Annotated in this window: 13 protein-coding genes; 3 read left to right on the forward strand and 10 right to left on the reverse strand. The window is 41.0% G+C overall.

The genetic code is table 11. The features are described from left to right. Window positions 1-13: 13 nt before the first annotated feature. From FBQ94_RS06525 to FBQ94_RS06550, 6 genes are all read right to left on the reverse strand, one after another. Window positions 14-2,311: an AAA family ATPase gene (locus FBQ94_RS06525; RefSeq protein ID WP_007220579.1), complete on the reverse strand. Its 2,298-nt coding sequence runs from the start codon at window positions 2,309-2,311 to the stop codon at window positions 14-16. 29 nt (window positions 2,312-2,340) lie between these two features. Further along, complete coding sequence (locus FBQ94_RS06530; protein ID WP_007220580.1) at window positions 2,341-7,275, reverse strand: ATP-binding protein; 4,935 nt, start codon at window positions 7,273-7,275, stop codon at window positions 2,341-2,343. An 8-nt stretch (window positions 7,276-7,283) separates the two neighbouring features. Continuing rightward, complete coding sequence (locus FBQ94_RS06535; protein ID WP_007220581.1) at window positions 7,284-8,168, reverse strand: SIR2 family NAD-dependent protein deacylase; 885 nt, start codon at window positions 8,166-8,168, stop codon at window positions 7,284-7,286. Window positions 8,169-8,288: 120 nt separating this feature from the next. Next, on the reverse strand, window positions 8,289-8,999 hold the full coding sequence (locus FBQ94_RS06540) for a hypothetical protein (protein ID WP_285442056.1): 711 nt from the start codon (window positions 8,997-8,999) through the stop codon (window positions 8,289-8,291). 386 nt (window positions 9,000-9,385) lie between these two features. Further along, window positions 9,386-10,294, reverse strand: coding sequence for a hypothetical protein (locus FBQ94_RS06545; protein ID WP_007220583.1), 909 nt, complete (start codon window positions 10,292-10,294; stop codon window positions 9,386-9,388). Between the two features lie 69 nt (window positions 10,295-10,363). Further along, the gene (locus tag FBQ94_RS06550; protein ID WP_007220584.1) at window positions 10,364-10,696 is read right to left on the reverse strand and encodes a hypothetical protein; all 333 of its coding nucleotides are present in this window, start codon (window positions 10,694-10,696) and stop codon (window positions 10,364-10,366) included. 687 nt (window positions 10,697-11,383) lie between these two features. Here FBQ94_RS06550 and FBQ94_RS06555 point away from each other — a divergent pair. From FBQ94_RS06555 to FBQ94_RS06565, 3 genes are all read left to right on the forward strand, one after another. Beyond that, window positions 11,384-11,878, forward strand: coding sequence for a PIN domain-containing protein (locus FBQ94_RS06555; protein ID WP_007220587.1), 495 nt, complete (start codon window positions 11,384-11,386; stop codon window positions 11,876-11,878). Then, entirely contained in the window at window positions 11,878-12,168 is a 291-nt protein-coding gene (locus FBQ94_RS06560) for a ribbon-helix-helix protein, CopG family (protein ID WP_007220588.1), read from the forward strand. The genes FBQ94_RS06555 and FBQ94_RS06560 overlap by 1 nt, the downstream gene beginning before the upstream one ends. Before the next feature lie 275 nt (window positions 12,169-12,443). Then, the gene (locus FBQ94_RS06565; protein ID WP_285442057.1) at window positions 12,444-12,581 is read left to right on the forward strand and encodes a hypothetical protein; all 138 of its coding nucleotides are present in this window, start codon (window positions 12,444-12,446) and stop codon (window positions 12,579-12,581) included. Here FBQ94_RS06565 and FBQ94_RS06570 read toward each other — a convergent pair. The 4 genes from FBQ94_RS06570 to mnmE all read right to left on the reverse strand — a co-directional run bounded on the left by FBQ94_RS06570 (window position 12,578) and on the right by mnmE (window position 17,935). Further along, a complete protein-coding gene (locus FBQ94_RS06570) occupies window positions 12,578-12,910 on the reverse strand; it encodes a protease inhibitor I42 family protein (RefSeq protein WP_007220589.1) in 333 nt (110 codons plus the stop codon). The genes FBQ94_RS06565 and FBQ94_RS06570 overlap by 4 nt on opposite strands. 11 nt (window positions 12,911-12,921) lie before the next feature. Beyond that, a complete protein-coding gene (locus FBQ94_RS06575) occupies window positions 12,922-14,832 on the reverse strand; it encodes a C1 family peptidase (RefSeq protein WP_007220590.1) in 1,911 nt (636 codons plus the stop codon). Window positions 14,833-16,059: 1,227 nt separating this feature from the next. Then, a complete protein-coding gene (locus tag FBQ94_RS06580) occupies window positions 16,060-16,527 on the reverse strand; it encodes a deoxycytidylate deaminase (protein WP_040543263.1) in 468 nt (155 codons plus the stop codon). A gap of 1 nt (window position 16,528) precedes the next feature. Further along, window positions 16,529-17,935: a tRNA uridine-5-carboxymethylaminomethyl(34) synthesis GTPase MnmE gene (gene mnmE, locus FBQ94_RS06585; RefSeq protein WP_007220592.1), complete on the reverse strand. Its 1,407-nt coding sequence runs from the start codon at window positions 17,933-17,935 to the stop codon at window positions 16,529-16,531. Between the last annotated feature and the right edge of the window lie 126 nt (window positions 17,936-18,061).

Consider the following 18,061-nt stretch of genomic DNA (forward strand, 5'->3'; position numbering starts at 1 on the left):
AATTGTTTATTATTCACTCTTTAGTAACAATTGCCCGACTATAGGAACCATAAAGTTCTGTTTCAGATAAGGTTTTGCCGAGTTTCTGATACTCCCTTTGTGTAGCATGGAAAAGGTGTTCCATCTTCACAACCTTACCATCGGCTGCTGCCAGAAATGATGCTGCCAATGCAATATTTTTTATATTTCCTCCACTTAGTTTGAATCGATGAGCTAAAAGATTCAAGTCTACACTCTCTGCTAGAGGAACCTCCGATGGCCAAATCTTGGTCCATATGCGTTTGCGATTTGCCTCATCGGGAAACGGAAAATGGACGACGAAGGCCAGACGGCGTACAAACGCTTCATCAAGGTTCTGACACAGGTTTGTTGCAAGAATAGCAATACCCTCGTACTGCTCCATCTTCTGAAGGAGATAAGAAATCTCAATATTAGCATAGCGATCGTGGGAGTCATGTACCTCAGAACGTCTACCAAAGAGCGCGTCTGCCTCATCAAAGAAAAGAACAGCGTTGGCATTCTCGGCCGTAGCAAAGATACTATTCAAATTCTTCTCGGTTTCGCCAATATATTTGCTAACAACCTGCGAAAGGTCGATCTTGTAAAGATCAAGCCCCAATTCATGAGCAATGATTTCAGCGGCCATGGTTTTACCGGTACCTGACGAGCCGGCAAATAATGCACTGATTCCCTTACCAAGAGAAAGTTTTTGGCCAAATCCCCATTCACCCATTACGTGGTGGCGATAAGAGACCCTCTGACAAATCTCCCATAATTGGGTAAGGGCATCATCGGGTAGCACGATATCATCCCAGGTATATTTTGGCTCTATCTTACTCGCAAGGGTATTTAACTTTGAATCCGATTGGGCACGACATGCGGCATAAAGGTCTGCCATCGTAATCTGCTCATTTCCGTGCAAGCGCCAGTGTGTATGATTCTCCAAAGCAGTGAGGGCATCCCGAATCTGGCCCGGAGTAAATCGGAACTTGCTGGCTAATGCCCCCAAATCCACGTCGCTTGCAAGTTGATAACGCCTACTGAGATGGCTCTCCCAAATGTATTTCCTTGCTTTATCACCAGGAATTGGAAGTTCTATGTCAATGAACAGAGGTTCGACAGGCTCGCACCAGGTATGAGCGTTCAACAACCCTTGCAACTTCCAGGGTCTGTTGCCTAGAAGAAATAAGGTCAATCCAGAAAATTTTTGAATCATTTCAAGGAAGGATCTCAAGTGGAAATGATGTTTCTCATCATCGGCAAGCAGGCAATCAAAATTCTGCAGGCAAAGGGCCGTTGATTGCAGCACGGCCTCTCGATACAATACCCCTACTATCTCTTCAAAAGGCAGTTGTCCATGCAGCATTTTTCTCATATCGCTCATAATCAAAGAGATTCCAAAGTCATGGCAAACTGCCTCGGTCAGAGATCGTTTCCCTGATCCATAAGGTCCATAAAAATAGAATATCACATTTTGCTGGGCAGGCTTTTTCTTACTGAAATATGAACTGATAAACCTTTGCATCCGGCTCTTAATTTCCTCAGCTACCATTACCTGGTCCCACTCCAACTGAGGGGTAACTATTTCAACAGCAGACCCAAGACAGGCATCTATCTGTCCGAACCCTAAAAGGAAGTTTACGATTCGGTCATTCAGTTTGGGAAAACGCGATAGCAGAGGTGTTTGACCATCTGATGAGTTATCGATAATTTGTAAGAGTTGATATTTTCGTAAAGTTGCCTGTGGATCAAACACCAATCGTGCTCTTAGTTTCTCTTCTGTTGTATTACAGAGCAAGCTGAGCACGAGGTCAACGCCCGGTTTTTTACGTGCTATATCATCTTGCAGGTAGGCATAGAGTTTCTCGTATTTACGATCAAGTTCTGTCGCCAGGCAGATGATTAAACATTGCTCTTCAAAAGGGGTAAGATGGAAAAGTTGTGAGAGATGTGGTAATGATAAATACACACCTTCCCAGAGGCTGGCGGTTCGTCGTGCTTGAATTTGGGATTCCAATTGATTTAAGCTATTAACTACTGGATGATTCTCAGAATCATTGTGATTCGTTAGGTTTTCATCGGTTAACTGACCGATATCCGTTCTTAGCAGGCAGTTAATCTCTTCTTCTGTAATAACCAATCCCTTGAAATGTTCCAATGGATTTACTGGAGACTTGCTTCGCTGTCTGATCATTTGCAAATAGATGAGTAAATCTAATCGCTTAAGCTCATCAGAAAGATATTCCCAGCTATTTGCATAAGCCACTTTGTTATTTACGATTTTTTGTATATTTTCGGTAACCTCAGGCATGACTATTTCCAACTTTTAACAAAGTAATATCAATTTGTCTGTTCTTTCATCAACTGCCCTTTGAGATATCGGGCCATATGGTATTCATAATAGATAGGAATTCGAGTTTCTTGAACTTTTTCTAATCGGTCCAACATTCGTTCTTTACGGGTGGTAGGATTACCACTGATTCCTTGAAGTAACGCATCATAAAAATAAGCTTCACAGCGAAGTCCTTCAAGCGATTGTCCTAAGCAACTTAGCGTTGAGTGTTCAAATATCTCTCGATCCTCGAGTGGACCGAAAATCATGTTGGATTGGATATTACCCAAATAATATCCAATAAGCATCTCTTTCCATACTTTGGCATCACCCTGTCCCATGCGCTCAGACCATGTATTAGGATCAATAGTCTTCCACCGTTCAAATAAGATATCTTGACCCTCTTCGGTTTTCCCTTTTGTACTCAAAGACCAAGAAAGCATCATCCGGATATAGTCAGTATATTCATGGGAAGTGTCAATGAAGTACCTCCCTACGTACTCATATTCACCCTCGCGGGTTAGAATCTGTGCTAATGCTGCAAGATAAAGTATATCAGGATTATCACGCTGAGGGCCGTTCATAACCTCTTTTGCCAGTTTAACTGCTAAATCGATTTGCAATCTTGCTAAATGAACGAAGAACTTCTCATATAGCAAATTCTGATGTTCACCCGAGTTATGTAAACCTTCTTCCACTATATTGGCTGCCTGTTCATAGTCATTCATTAAAATAAATACATCCGCAAGGGATTTATAAATATCATCCAATACAGGCCACCCAGTTTTATCTATATTTGACAGAACGGAAGATTTCAATTCATTAAGTAAATCTTTTGCTTGTTTGCAAAACTGCTCACGGTTTTTTTGTTCATAGATAGCCATATTGATACATGCTTGTGCATCGAAATAATTGTGCCATGAGAGCATTCGTTCACGGTCATCTATCATATTCAGTAATGAAATATTGTTCTTAGCCTTGATGAGCCAATTGTGTGCATTCATTATGTCTGCTCCACTTATACTCTGACCCATCAACAGTTGTCCCAATAGAGAAGGAATCCAGTAACTTTTTGGGCGCTGCTTTGCCAATGTTTCAAGCATTGATAAAAACCAGCGTGGATAGTTCCCGGTATAAACATTATTTATCAGTTCTTCAAACGCAATAGATGCCTTATCCTCCTTCCATTTCTGGAAGGCGCTTACCAGCAATTCATCGATTTGATTAAATTGTTCATGTGGAGAAAAACTTTGGGCGTTGTCAGCAAGTATCCAAAAAGCCAAGAGATATTCATCATCAGGGGACCATATTTCCTCACGATCATGATGTTGTTTTATGAGAAGTTCTTGAATTTCACCTTTTTTACTGGTAAGTCCTTCTGCTTTATACCTTGATAATAAACATAATTGGATTTTGCGCCTTAGGTCAGAATTTATACTTTGTTCAAAATGTTCTCGAAATTCTTCAAGTTCACAACGGACAATTACATCTGCATAACTGTTCCATGTGGAAACGTTACCAGCAGAAGGCAAAGACTTGCTTTCATTAAGCGGCATCCGTACCTGTTCTTTCAGTGATAATTGGGGAGCTTTTGCATATAAATGCAAAAAGGTATAAAGCGCAGCAACACTGTTGTCTTTCACAGCTTTTTGAAATAAATGTTCTGCCTCATCAATATTTTCACTATGAAGTTTCTGAATACCATCTTTTATTAGTTTGTAAACTTTTTTTTCTTGTATTCCTTTGTAGGGTGGATAAAGGCGCGCATTTTGAGTTTGGCGCAAATAATTGGAAATCTCCTCACCATCCAACCGATTTTTTACTACATTTACCCAGAATACTAGCGACCCAAGCAACCATGATGGATAGCGTATGGTTTGTCCTGATAGGTTATCCTGTATATTCGTGGTTACACTTTCAATTTCATGGATACCCCTTTTATCTGATGCTATCACAGCTCGTAAAATTTGCTTGAGATCAGTGAGTGTGTATTGTGCCTCAACCCAATTGCAAAGAGCTTTGGGAAGGCCTTCTAATATTTCTTGTACATTTTCGGCTGACAGCCATTTTGCACGCCATTCAATAAGCTGTTCAAGTAGTTCTTTTGAGAAATACTCTACAACACCAACATCTGGCTGTATCGGTTTAGTCGATACATCCTTACCCGACTGATTCAATATTTCTATCATAAATTCATTTTCTTTCAAATCGATACCTTCACGAAACCTAACACCGGGTGGCGTTACTCCAAATTTCTTGTAAATATCTCCACGAACTTCTGCTATAGATTCTAATACCTCCGTAGTCAGTGAGTTATCATCGGGTCGTCTAAAATAATTAAGCAATCCCTTACCAAGATACACACGAATGGGAAGTTGAAAAGTAGGAAGGGAATAACCATCTGTTTTGTCATAATCTTTTTTATCATAATATGTATCTTTAACACCTGCTTGTATGACCTCTCTTTTACGCTTCGATCCTGTTAGCTTGTTACAAGGTTCCGTCTTTTTAAACAGATCTTCCATTATTTTCTCTGCCGCCTCTTGTGCATTAAAATCAGAGGATGGATATTTTGCCAATGCATCTAGCAGTTGTGCGATTTGCGTTATTGGGAACTCTGTCAGTGGATATTTTTTTTCAGAATTCTTTTTTATCACTTCAATAAGTACTTTTTGTACATCATCAAGGCTATCACGAGCGAAAAGCATTTCTTCTATGGTTTGTGGAATATAAGCTCGCAAAGATTCAATAGCTCCAGTAGTAAGTATGGCGATATATTGAGAGTTTTCGCTCAGCTCTTTGTTCAATTCTTTACATAATGAGTACATAACCGTCTTTTCTGGTGGATACACTTGCCATGGAATTGCCTTCCATAAAGGCAAAGTCCAACGTGGTACAGATAACACAGTTTCCTTGTCAGCCGCTATCCACTCCCATTCATGGTTTCCATTGTCATAAAAATTCATAATGGATTCAGGTAAGTTTTGGGTAGGTATCCAGATTTGATCCCAAGATATAGATACTTCCAAAGGTTTTTTTCCGGATCTTTGTTTTCCAGTTTTCTGTTCTATGAGTTTTTGTTCTCTGAGAGATTGTGGTTCTTTTTTTTCACTTTTCTCATAAGAACCTTCAGGAGGATTGGGTAATCTGATGCAGATTTTATCTGAGGATAAATTTTCATCTTCCTCAAATTTCAGGCGTAAAGGTACTGGTATTCCAAATGATGAGAAAAAATTACCGGCAATGTTTTTCCAGTAATATTGTAATTGTGACTTATCAAGAAATTTAGAGTTAAATTTTAGAATAAATAAATATTTGTCACTTGATGTTTTTATTGAAGAATTATCACTCTCATAATATTCTGTCTCACTTTGCTCTTTTTCAGTATCGAATGATGATTCTAATGAAGATTTGTTAACTCCATAAAATTTTATAATAATATCTTTTACCTCTCTAAGGTAGTTCAAGAGGCTCTCTAGCCTTTGGCAATCCTGTTTCCTCCAAAGATATGATACGTATGAGAAGATACTTGTAGGTGGAGGATTCCAAAGATATGATGCTACTTTATAAAGATCACCATCAACACATTTATTGAGGTAATCGTAATTCTTTCCATCATACTTTTTTTTAAGAACTTCAATTATTTTATCCGTGTTCTGATGATACTCATATTTGTGCAAAAGAAATTGTATACCCAATATTGAAGGACATGAAATTACGAGCAGTACAATGATTAATTTCACATAGGTCCGTTTTAGGGCACTCTTATTCCAGCTTCTGTTGGAGTTCTGAATTGGGGTAATGAATCGATCATGAGCCAGTTCATACCATTGGGCACCTGCACGGGTCTCAGAACGAATGATGTGTTCTTGTTGCAAAACTTCTACTGCCTTATTTGGAACTCCACCGGTGCATTTACTTTTCTCGTCACAAAAAACGGTACCACGGGTTCCTGCAGGAGTGATAAGTTTTTCATCAAACCACCTACGTAATCTTCTTTCCTTGACGTGTTTCTTGGTTTTTTTGATCGCATTTTCGTAATATCTTTTGAGTACCTCATCTACATCTATGTACTTTATGAGAAGATCAGATGTGATCTTAGTAACTCCTGGTGGCAAATTGTTAAAGAGATCATAGCAGAGAACCTGAAGCTGCACAGGTTCAACAAATTGTCCAATGGTATCTTTTGAACCTTTTACCCTGATCTTAAGCAATTCTTCCACAAGATGTTCAGCTACCCCTTCTGCAAATGTGTAGCCAGTGCCATCTAATGGCTTGCTGACCGCTTCGCATGCCGCTTTTTCTCTTAAACGCTCTAACGGATAACGGATACGTAGCCTTTTGGGCAGGAAATCGACATAAGGGTCTAAATTTGCAAGAAAATCTTCTCTGATGATAAATAGAACTCGTAATAGATGATCAGCCTCAAGGGCGGAGTTTACTTGACGAAAAAAATCTTCTCGTTCCTTCCAATGTTCTGGATATGAAGTAAATATTTCCTCGAATTGATCGAAAATGGCTACTCTCAAAACTGGACGATCTTTTTTATCCTTTCCACGTTTGAATTTTTCCAAAAAGGTTATAAGAGAGAAGGAGAGAAGCGATCTGGGATTTTCAATCTCTCCTACCCAGCTCGACAAAGTGTTAAAGACGTAGATGTTAAATTTTTCTTTGGGATCCAGATCTTCTGGCTCAAAGCCATGCACCCTAGCAACAGGGAGCACTTGACACTTATCAGCCTTGAGTAGAGGAATGACTCCAGCATTCATGAGTGATGTCTTGCCAGCTCCTGACTGGGCATAAAGTAGAACTGTACGATGGGCAATAATGAGAGACGCAAGTTCTTCTATTTCACGATCACGCCCAAAAAACGGGCATGGATCTTCCTCTTTAAAAGGACGTGGTCCCGGGTAAGGATTAATATTCGTTGTTTTACCAAACATAGGAAAATTTACCTCCAGTGTTTTCGGAATTCAATTGCAAACTCTTTGGCATTTCCCCAGTAAACTCGAATTTTCATATTGCCAAAATACTTCTCAAGATACTCTTTTTGTTTTTTCCAACCCTTAGTCGAACTGTTAGGAGGTATCTGAACGGATAGGGTAAAGCTACGCACGCTTGATTCTATAGATTCGACTAAGCCTTTGAAAATTACACGGAAATTCATGTCAGCCATCCGATACCCAATAAAGAGAAGAGATCCCCGTGAGAGAGCACACTGGATAATCGGAGGAATAAGCTGCTGCAGATTGTTTCTGGAGATATTTACTAGAAAGTCGAGATAATCATCTTCGCTAATAACTATAGATTCCGGTACCTTATCGTGACCATGCAAATGAAATACAACAGGGTTTTTCTCTGTAGGTTTAAACCCTTCATCAAAAATGGAGGGTAAATCTTTGACATGCTTATTCCAACGACACAATTCTCGTTCCGGACTCTTATTATAAACGTTTAGAGCCCTGATAATTAGATCATCATAATTGGTAGTCATATAAATGCGGAAAGGCATTTCTGCAAGGAGACTGAGAATTTCATCAGGAGCTCTAAAAAAATTAGATAACTCAGCTTCTTTTTGCTGAAGTCGTTCCTTAAGTACCCTCAGAATTTCTTTCTTAGGAAACATAGGACTGCTTTTTGTCGCTAAAAATTGAGCAACTCGAATAAGATCTTCTTTAGAAGAATCTTTGAATGGATATTCATGCTTATTCGCAAGTTCTGTAGCAACCTCGCGGCCAAGAGGGAGAATATCTCCATTGGCTCCAGCCCCCAGAAATGGGATGCATTTACCATCCTTTATATCAGTAATAAGATCTTGCCATTCCATTTCTTCCATTATTGTGCTCCTCAAAATATTTTTTGTTATGATCTTTTTCTAATGTGTTTGACATTTAAAACCACTAATTAGCTATAACTAGGCATAAGCCCAACAGCAACACTGTTTTTATGAAAAATGTTATTGTTGCTTTTCCTTTGTATCTTCTTGTTTTTCCTTAGAAGTACCTTCCATTTGTTTTTCAGTAATGCGATCTTTTCCTTTTTCCGGCTTGGTAAGCAAGGTCTCTGATACTTCTTTCAGTTTCAGTATGGCCTGTTCTGAAAACAATCCTGCCAAAGCAGCCATTGCCATAAAACCAAAGGGGCTGGTTTCTCCCGTTTCCGCATGAGGGAAAAAACCTCCACGAATAATGAGATAAAAGAGGAGTCCAAGGGTTGCTCCAATGAAGGGTAGCATAATATACATAGCAAGCCAACTCCACACGAGTTCCCGATTGCCTACATACTTATAAAATGATCTGAGGGCATGAACCAGACTGCCAAGCGCACCTGAAAGGGTTACAATAAGGATAGCACATAGCTCATTCGGAATTTTGATTGAAAATACCGAGAAAAGAAAGGTTACTGTTCGATCAGGATTTAGTTCATTTGACCTGGATGGCCAGAGTGTTATAATGCCATACAGAAGGAGACCAGAGAAAATGATAAGGTATGCCATAGTTGAAGCAATACCTATTATACCAACCGGCTTATCACCTATTTTCTTAAGTTCCTGATCTTCAGTAGTTTTATCAGATATGCCTGCCATTTTTATCCTCAATTTTGTAAAAGAAGAAAGAGATTGCTTAGGAAAAAGCCATCGCAACGACAGGTTGTGGATTCGCTTCATTCACTCCCCGCCCTTACGGGTCCAATTTTGCAAATTGAACCCGTATATTTTGCATGGTCGCTAGTTCATAGCGTTTTCATAGTTAAACATAGGGGAATATTCCAAATTGAGGATTCAGGTTAGAAACCTGAATCCGTCCAGAGAATTATAGTATATCCTACTTTTGCACAAGCTCTTTAGGGTTACCTAGCAAGACTAAAGCCTTGCCCTACATCGATTCCGTTTTTTCATCAGGAGAGACTATAAGATTTTACGTCTCTACTGCCCAAGGTAGTCATGTATAACTCATGTAAATACCGAGTGAAAGAATAATGACCAGGAATATTTCTTGGTAAGTTGTCTATAGTAGTCATTCCTATCTCCGCCCAGGGCCTTGTTGATATCCTTTATTTATCCACATCTTTGACCTTCTGCCTTATTTCTCGCTTATTTGCTGGTTCTATTGATTTGGGTGTAGTACCTTCAGAATTTCCTGCAAGTGTAGTATTTCCAAGTATTTTTTGTAAAAGTATATCCTTCTTACTTGAATCGGCAACTTCTACACGAGTAAGACGCTGGCCTGCAATAGATTCTAATTCGGAGAGGAGATAATCTACCTGTTCACTAGATAACAACGGCGCTGTTGCTACATCGTTATTTATCATTTCTCTCAATTCCCCCTGTCCATTGAGCGATTTTTGCAGCATTTGAAGCAATTTTTCTGCATGAGATTGCGACGTAATTGATGTTTTATTTTTCTTTATGTCGTAGAGCAACTCTTTACCGGTATTGAAATTAATTGTTTGCGCACGTGGTATAATAACTTCACCAACTGCTTTTGACATCGAGGTGAGATTTGCTGCCTTTTCTTTATCCTTAGATTTTAATGCTGTAAGCAATGTATCGTAGCTAGTCTGACTTAGGTCAATATGTACAGAACTAACATTCTTGTTAATCTCTACAATAAGATAGGTGTTATCGATATAAGGCCTATTTTTCTTTTCCTTTTTAATATTTCCCTCCTCATCTATTACTTTAATATCATCAAATTTAGTCTTCCAACAAACTATCCCTTCGTTCTCATCGAGAGCTAGTTCGTCCCATGGAATATTACTCTCCTGATTTTCCTTTCGGTCACATCGTATGATGACGTAGTTTCCGGCTTCAAGGTTAAAATGGCTTAAATTATCTAACCCACCTTTTGGATCCAGCACCATGGAGTATCTGAATTCAATATCATTCAGATCAGTGTTTACTAAAGCCTGACCAAATCCATTTAACAATTTTAATATTGGAGAAGCAGGAGGGTAAGCCATCGAGCCTACATCAGCTAAGCCCTGCAACAAGGCCTTAATTTGGTCTGAGTTTGTGTCGAGCAAAGATTGCTATACGAAAAGCGAAAGATGCACCGTCATATTCGATAGGGCCATAGATAGGCATGTTGTTGAAATTGAGAAACTGACCTTTAATTGGCCTTCAGTCACTCCATAATATTTCTGGGAAGAACCGGTTTCCCACCCGGTTATAAATCCTTTCTCAGCAAGCATTTCAAGGGCTTCCTGAACCTTTGATTTTTCTTGTTCTATAACAACCACCTTTGGAATCCACCATTTGAGAATACCGTCTATCGTATCCTTTGCATCCGGGTTTCTCATGAGATAATGAAGGATATCCCAGATTACTATTTGATTGCTATCAGGTAAGTGATTTTCACCCAAAGGATACTGCCTTTCCCTTGTAGTTGAATTGTTTCTGTCTAAAGCTGATAATTTTAATCGCAAGGGAAATGCCAGGAAATTCCGTGACGGTTGAGTTTGCTGTAGAAAGAATTCACCGGAGAGGACGCAGAGGGCACGGAGTTTTTTATAAAGAGAGAAACAGATAAAAAGGAAGTTTTTGTATGATAATGGGTTAGATTACATGCAACGATTTTCTCGGTACTGAATATTTAAAAAAATTTTTTCCCGTAATAAAAACCAAATAATTATTTTTTCCCTTTTCAAGACCTTACAACTATTGAGTAAGTGCGGTTTTTTTGCCGCAGGGGTTTTTAGGCAAATTCCAGGAAATTGCTGAAAATACAAGGGAAAGAGGGGTGAGGAGAATTTACCTCAGGGGGTGGTATTGTTTGCCGCAGTTGTGCTCAGGAATATTATTGGGACACAGATTTGCGCAGATGAATAAGATAAAAGTAACATTTTAGTTTTGAAAAAACCCGGTTAAATTTGATGCGATTGCCCTGCCAGCATAGCTGATGGTCTTGATTCTTCAATAGGCATGAGGGAAAGAAAAAGAACTTAATCTCACTCATCTCTCCGGTGCTCAGCAACATCCTTCTGCAGGAAATTAAATTTGGATTCTTTGTTGTACTTGATAAGCGATTACGAATGTAGTATATTGTAAACATGGGAATCGTCTTTGATGCCTCAACGCTCATTCTGCTTGCAAAAATAGAACTGTTACGGGAAATAACAGAAGAGGTAGAAGTTATTATTCCAGAGAAGGTGAAGTCTGAGTGCCTTTTAAAAGAAAGTATAGATGGTACACTGATTTCAACCCTTATCAACGAAAAAAAGATTCGTGTGAAAAAGGCAGGAAATGGAGAGGCAATGAAAAAGATTCGGCATGATTTCAGGATAGAAGCTGGGGAAGCTGAAGTCCTTTGGTTGGCTAGAAGGCTTGATTGTGTGATAGCAGTAGATGATGGACCGACATTAAAGGCATGTAAAATTATCGGTCAGCAATTCACAACCGCAATTCATCTTCTTTTAAATCTTGCAGTACGGAATAGATTGGAAAAATCCATGGCTTTGGCGAAGCTTGAGAAACTATCTGTCTATGGTAGATACAGTAAAAAAATAATTGAGGATGCTACTCAACGTCTGAAAGGAGGAAACTGATGGGGGTTATAAGCCTGAGATTAAAAGATAAAGATTTGGAGAGGATTGAAGAACTTTCCAAACTTGAACACAAGGATAAGTCAACGATAGCCAGAGAGCTTCTTGAATACGGCTGGGAGTTTTTGATGATCAGATATTATAAGGAAAGAAAATTATCCTTAGAGGGATTCGCCAGAAAGCTTGATGTTTCAATAAGCGAAGCAATAGACTTATTGGCCAAACTTGGAATAGAAGCACCGATAGAATTCGATGAGTATCTGAAAGGTTTTGAGGTTTTTAGAGGTAAATAAGATGATATAAGAATTCAAATCAGGAGACAGCAGTTACTGCCTCATCCAGTGCTGTAGCAATAGCACTGGCATTGCTTATAGCAACTGCAGCAGCAAGTCTAACACAGAAGCTGCAACTCCTATAATCTTGTTGACCTGCTTAAGCCTGTAAACAACTTGATCCATGCCGCTTGTTGTTCGACGGATGCTGCCTGTCGTACTATGTGAAATCCAGCCTTTTTAAGAAGCGTAATGAGTTTGTCTCCTGATAATACCTGAGATTAAAAGATAAAGATTTGGAGAGGATTGAAGAACTTTCCAAACTTGAACATAAGGATAAGTCAACGATAGCCAGAGAGCTTCTTGAATACGGCTGGGAGTTTTTGATGATCAGATATTACAAGGAGAGGAAACTATTTCATTGGAAAACTTAAGGCAATACGATCACATCTATGTCATGTTGGGCCATTGGTATTTCAGGTGTCCATGGCCTGACCAATCGGAGATGACAACGAGCGGTGCCTGGCCGTCTACCAGTAACAGTAAGTGTAACAGGCGCCGGCTCGTTGGTTGGCGGTTCTTTCCGTTGAGGCGCAGGGCCGATTTTTATCTGAACAGTAGCTGCATCGCGGTTACCACCTATTACTGCAACCTGCCAGACATAACCGGCACTGGCAACCGATTGAAGAGGCACCCGGACTTCTGTACCGACCCGCACCTCTAGGCGATGCGGAAGTTTTTCAACGTATGATGTTCCGTTCATATCTAGTCAACTCATGCCTGGCCTATAATTGGTCCCTCATACCATCCACTACGGTCACGCCAGTAGTGTTGTAGTTGATTATCAGTGCGAAGGACGATGACTTCGAGGTTCATACCCCACTGACTCTCACACAGGCCGGCGACGGCCAGCACGTCATGACCAAATGTCGCGCTATGCCGCCACTGTTTATCACCGGAGTTCCAGCGCCACCAGTGCTGAACCCGCTCACCGGCAGCCACACACAACTCAAAGTTCCCGTGCGGACCAGTTTCATCGTATATCCCGTATTGTCCTTGAATTATCACTGGCGGGCTTGTTATGCCTGAACCAAATATAGCTCCTGCATTCCAGATCATATTCATCTCATTACGCCAAAAATGCTGCATTGTTCTATTATTGGAAACGGCGACTAATTCAAGGCTACCATGGGGAGAGCCAAATGTACTTTGAACCAGTGTCGCACCGGAGTATGCCAGGTTGTTCCCAAACCGGGGACCAAGATGCCAACCTGCCCCATCCCGCCAGAGGTGCTGGAGCTGTCCGCCGCTGACCAGTACCACAATCTCAAAATTACCGGGTGCATTGTAATCACCCTGGATAAAGCCTGGTACTCCCAGACAATCATTCGGACCAAACACACCACCATCGTTCCATGGCCCGGTTCCGCCACCAGGCCCCCACCAGTGGTGAAGACGTTTCGATGTAGTTAGATAAATAACCTCCATGTTGCGGTTAAAAGTTGTTCCGGTTAGCGTAGGACAAATAGCCGCATCGGTCGCAAAACTCCCGGCAGTACCCCATGTCCAGGGAGGGCCTCCTTCTCTCCATCGGTGAAGTATCCGGCTACCATTTGCCCCCATCACCTCAAGGTTACGGTTCAATGAGCCATTTCCACTTTCGTACAGATTACCGTTGTGAAGGCGACGCTTACTCCAGGGATCCGAATTAACATTTCTAACTCCCGCCTTAGCATAAGAGTCTATTCCGGAATCTCCATAGGCAATCCAACAATAACCGTTCATCCCCCATCCCTGGCCCCATGAATTTTTGCATAGCCATGCCTGGAGAGCATCACTGTAACCAATAACGAGCATAAAGTGCGAACCAGCTTGGGTATTCGATGGATCCGTACTGCGGCGATAAACGCCGGTGGAATATCCAAAGAAATCGTTCCACACCTCAAGCCAGGTTATCAACGGTCCAACCGTATCGATCCAATCTTTCGCCTGCTGGACAGTGCCGGTCCACTGAAATGCCGGGCCTCGCACAGTCCTGCCATTGCGGTCCTGAGTCGGTGTATACGGAGGGTTATTCGTAGTCCACGGGAAGCAACCCGGATCGGCAAATCCGTTATTTACAAAAAAATTTGAAACGTTTCCTATATTACCGTAGTCAGCACACTGAGCACCAATACCCCGGTGAACATCACCTTCAGAAAGCCGTGTCCATATGGCATCTTCAATTCGGACCATTGCTTCGACCAATGCCACACCAGCAAATGCCCAACATGCGTTACAACCATTCTGATCACGAATACTTGTAATCCAGTTTGCACCCCAACGGTTGCGCCAGTCAACAGAAGTTGCGGCTCCGGCTCCAGGGGGTATTGCCCTATCGGTTGGTTCGAGGATTTCTCCAAATCCAAGTCGGAATAATTCCTGCTTTCGGAACTGTTTTTCAATTGCCTCACGAGATATGAATCCACGCTCAAGACGGCGAAGTGCCAGAAGCGGATTCGTACCGACATCCAAAACTTTGTGAAAATTAATTGGACTAACAGCCTCAGGTTTCGATAACCCCTTTGGGTCACCGCCTAAACCACGGAACTGGATTACTTCATCATCCCTACGATCAATACCAGTCTGCCATGTTAATCCTTGCCGAGTAATAACTTCACGTAATTTACCAAATGTTAAAGCCATACCTTTTTCCTTTCTTCACGTATATATCACGGAAAAGATTTTACCTATCAAAGTATTTCTTATTTTTGCAGTTGGATTTCATATATTCAAAGATGATCATTTTAATTGCAAGGGAAATGCCGGGGGATTTTATGATAATTGAGTTTGTTATGAAAATGGGTTCACCGCAGAGGACACAAAGGGCGCAGAGATTTTTGTAAGGAAAGAAACAGATAAAGAGGAAGTATTTGTATGGTAAGGCCTTAAGTTAAGTACAACAATTCTCTCGATAATGGGCATTGAAAAAGGGTTTTTATGATTTAGTGAGGTATGGATAATTATTTTTTTCTTTTTTAATACCTTACCATTCCTGAATAAGTGCGGCTTTTTTGCCGCAGGATTTTTGAGTCAATTTCCTGGAATTCCTTGAAATATAGGGAAAAAGGGGTGAGGAGAATTTGCCGCAGGGGAGGGATTTATTTGCCGCAGTTGTGCTCAGGAATATTATTGGGACGCGGATGCACGCAGATAAACAGGATAAAATCTTAGGCCTAGTTCCGATAGTAAAGGTGAAAAGGAAGAGGGGGAAGGTAAAGGGGGGAAAATATTTTTAGTCTACACTTTCGTTGTTTATGCGTGCTTATGTGTGGTTAAATTAATCAGCCGATAAAAATTTTCCCACATTTTTCTCTTTTCGTTTAGACTGAGATTGTCTCTTTGATAGCATCAGGTGGAGCAGTCTTTATAGAGGTCATCCCAAAACCTTAATTTAGGTCTAGAATCATAAGGAGAGAGATTTCATACTCTGTAAGCCGGTTCCTGGGTGGCACTGACAAACTCTGTTTGTCAGTGCCACCCAGTCTGGAATCCCAAAACCTCAATTTCTTATCTGGGATCATTTGAAGATAGAGAGAGGTCCCGTACAGAATAGGTTTTGAGATAGCTTCTAGCATCCTCAAAGGAAAGACTACCTCGCCGGTCATTGCGAGGGTATTGTCCGAAGCAATCCTAAAGGCAGAGATTGTGGAGCCTGTTCCGATCGTATCAGCAAGGAATCTCCGGGTTTGCTTCAGCTTTCGCCACGCAACCCCGCCTCATTCCTCGCAATGACAGTGTTAATTATTCCGTATGTTCCCTATATCAGCATACACCCAAAGACTCAACTTGCACCATATTCTGTTCGGCTTTATCTAAATGATTGAAAAAGAGATGCAGGAGAAAAGAATAGCTCCTTTTTCCCTTCAAAACCTATTCCTTAGGAGGGTTGTCTAATGTTACAATCTCTACTTTAATATTTGCCATTGAAAGTATCTCTTTGGCAAGGGCATCAGGATAATCGGTAAGGGTAACAATACGTTTGATTCCTACATTAACGAGCATTTTTGCACAGAGAGAGCATGGATGGGTTGTGCTGTAGAGAGTCGCTCCGGAAATCTTTATACCATAATTTGCCGCCTGAAGCAGGGCATTCATCTCGGCATGAAGACCACGGCACAGCTCATGTCTTTCCCCTGGCGGCACCTTGAGTTGTTCCCGTAAACAGCCAATGTCCAGACAATGCTGGATTCCGCTTGGCGCGCCGTTATAGCCTGTCGTCAGGATATGTTTATCGATAACCAGAAGGGCGCCTACCTGTCTCCGCAAACAGGTAGACCTCTGTGCTACTTCCCTGGTGATTCGTAGAAAATATTCATCCCATGATGGTCTTTTGTTCATGTTATTTACCAATACAGAATTCAGAGAACACCTTATCCAAAATATCTTCTGTTGTAACCTCCCCGGCGATCTCGCCAAGGGTATCTATTGCCTCGTGCAAGCTTAATGCTATAAACTCATGGCTTTCATTATTTTCTGCTGATTCCATAGCCCGATGTATTGATTGAAGGGAGCGCTGTATCGCTTCTCTTTGACGCACGGTAAAGCATGCGGAGTCGCCAGACAGATTGATTCTTCCCCCCAAAACACTTTCTGTTAATAGTTCCTTAAGCCTTTCCAGGCCTTCCCCGGTTAAAGCAGAAGTATGTACCAGGGGGTACTTTTTTAACATACCCGGTATCTCGGTAATCTGTTTATTTTTTTGCAGATCGCATTTATTTATAATCACAATTACATTGCCGGTCAGGTCTTCTAATTCCATTTCCTTTACCTGTTTGCTTATATCAATACTGCCATCGAAGACTAAAACGACAATCTGTGCCCTTTTCAGACTGGCCTGTGCCATTTCCATTGCTCCGGACATAATAACGTCTTCCGTATTATCTATTCCCGCCGTATCTATTAATTTGAAACAAATACCCTCAATTTCTAAAGTACTGGTAATAACGTCCCGTGTTGTTCCGGGTATTTCACAAACTATAGACCTTTTTCTGCCTAGTAAAGCGTTGATCAGGCTCGATTTACCAACATTAGGATTACCATATAAGACGGTATCAATTCCTTCTGATGTAACTTTCATAGTTTCCGGTTGAGTCAGAAACTGTAACATGTTTTTTTCAAGTATTTCTATCCTGTTCCGTATTTCTGCCGTAGATATTAATTCGATATCCTGATCAGAAAAGTCAATTGCAGCTTCTATATAGGAACAGAGGGAAACTATATCATTTTGAATGTGTTTAATCTTCTTCGATACGTCTCCTCCCAGTTGTGCAACCGCCCGGTTTAGTTCACGGTCCGTTTGTGCACGGATTATGTGAAGCACACCTTCTGCCTGGGCAAGATCTATCCTTCCGTGCAAGAAAGCGCGTTTGGTAAATTCGCCAGGCTGCGAAAGACGAATACTTTTTTTTGTATGAATCCCGTTTGATAAGATGAAACACAAGAGCATTTCGACGATTACCGGAGAACCGGGGGTATGAATTTCCACGACATCCTCTTTTGTATAAGAATAGGGTTGTTTCATGATATATAAAACTACAGGAATAGTAACATGTTCAGCCGGAAAACGAATATGCCCGCATAGTGAGGTGTAGGTGGGGATATGTTCAAAATTAATCTGAGGGGTAGGTATAAAAATATCTTTAATACACTGAATGGCTTCAGGACCGCTGATCTTTATGATTGCGCAAAGAGACCTCCCCGATGGTGTGGAAGCTGCCACGATGGTATCTTGAGTTTCGGGGAACATAGAACAGTTATTTTCATGTATAGGAACTTCAATTCTGTAGGGCAACCCTTTAGGGTGCTATCCCGGCGCATATATTCTGGCGGGGAGGCGAGGCTGAAACTTTGCCCTACATCCGGACGAAGAGAT

It is taken from the genome of Candidatus Jettenia sp. AMX1 (assembly GCF_030263775.1).
GTDB lineage: Bacteria > Planctomycetota > Brocadiia > Brocadiales > Brocadiaceae > Jettenia > Jettenia caeni.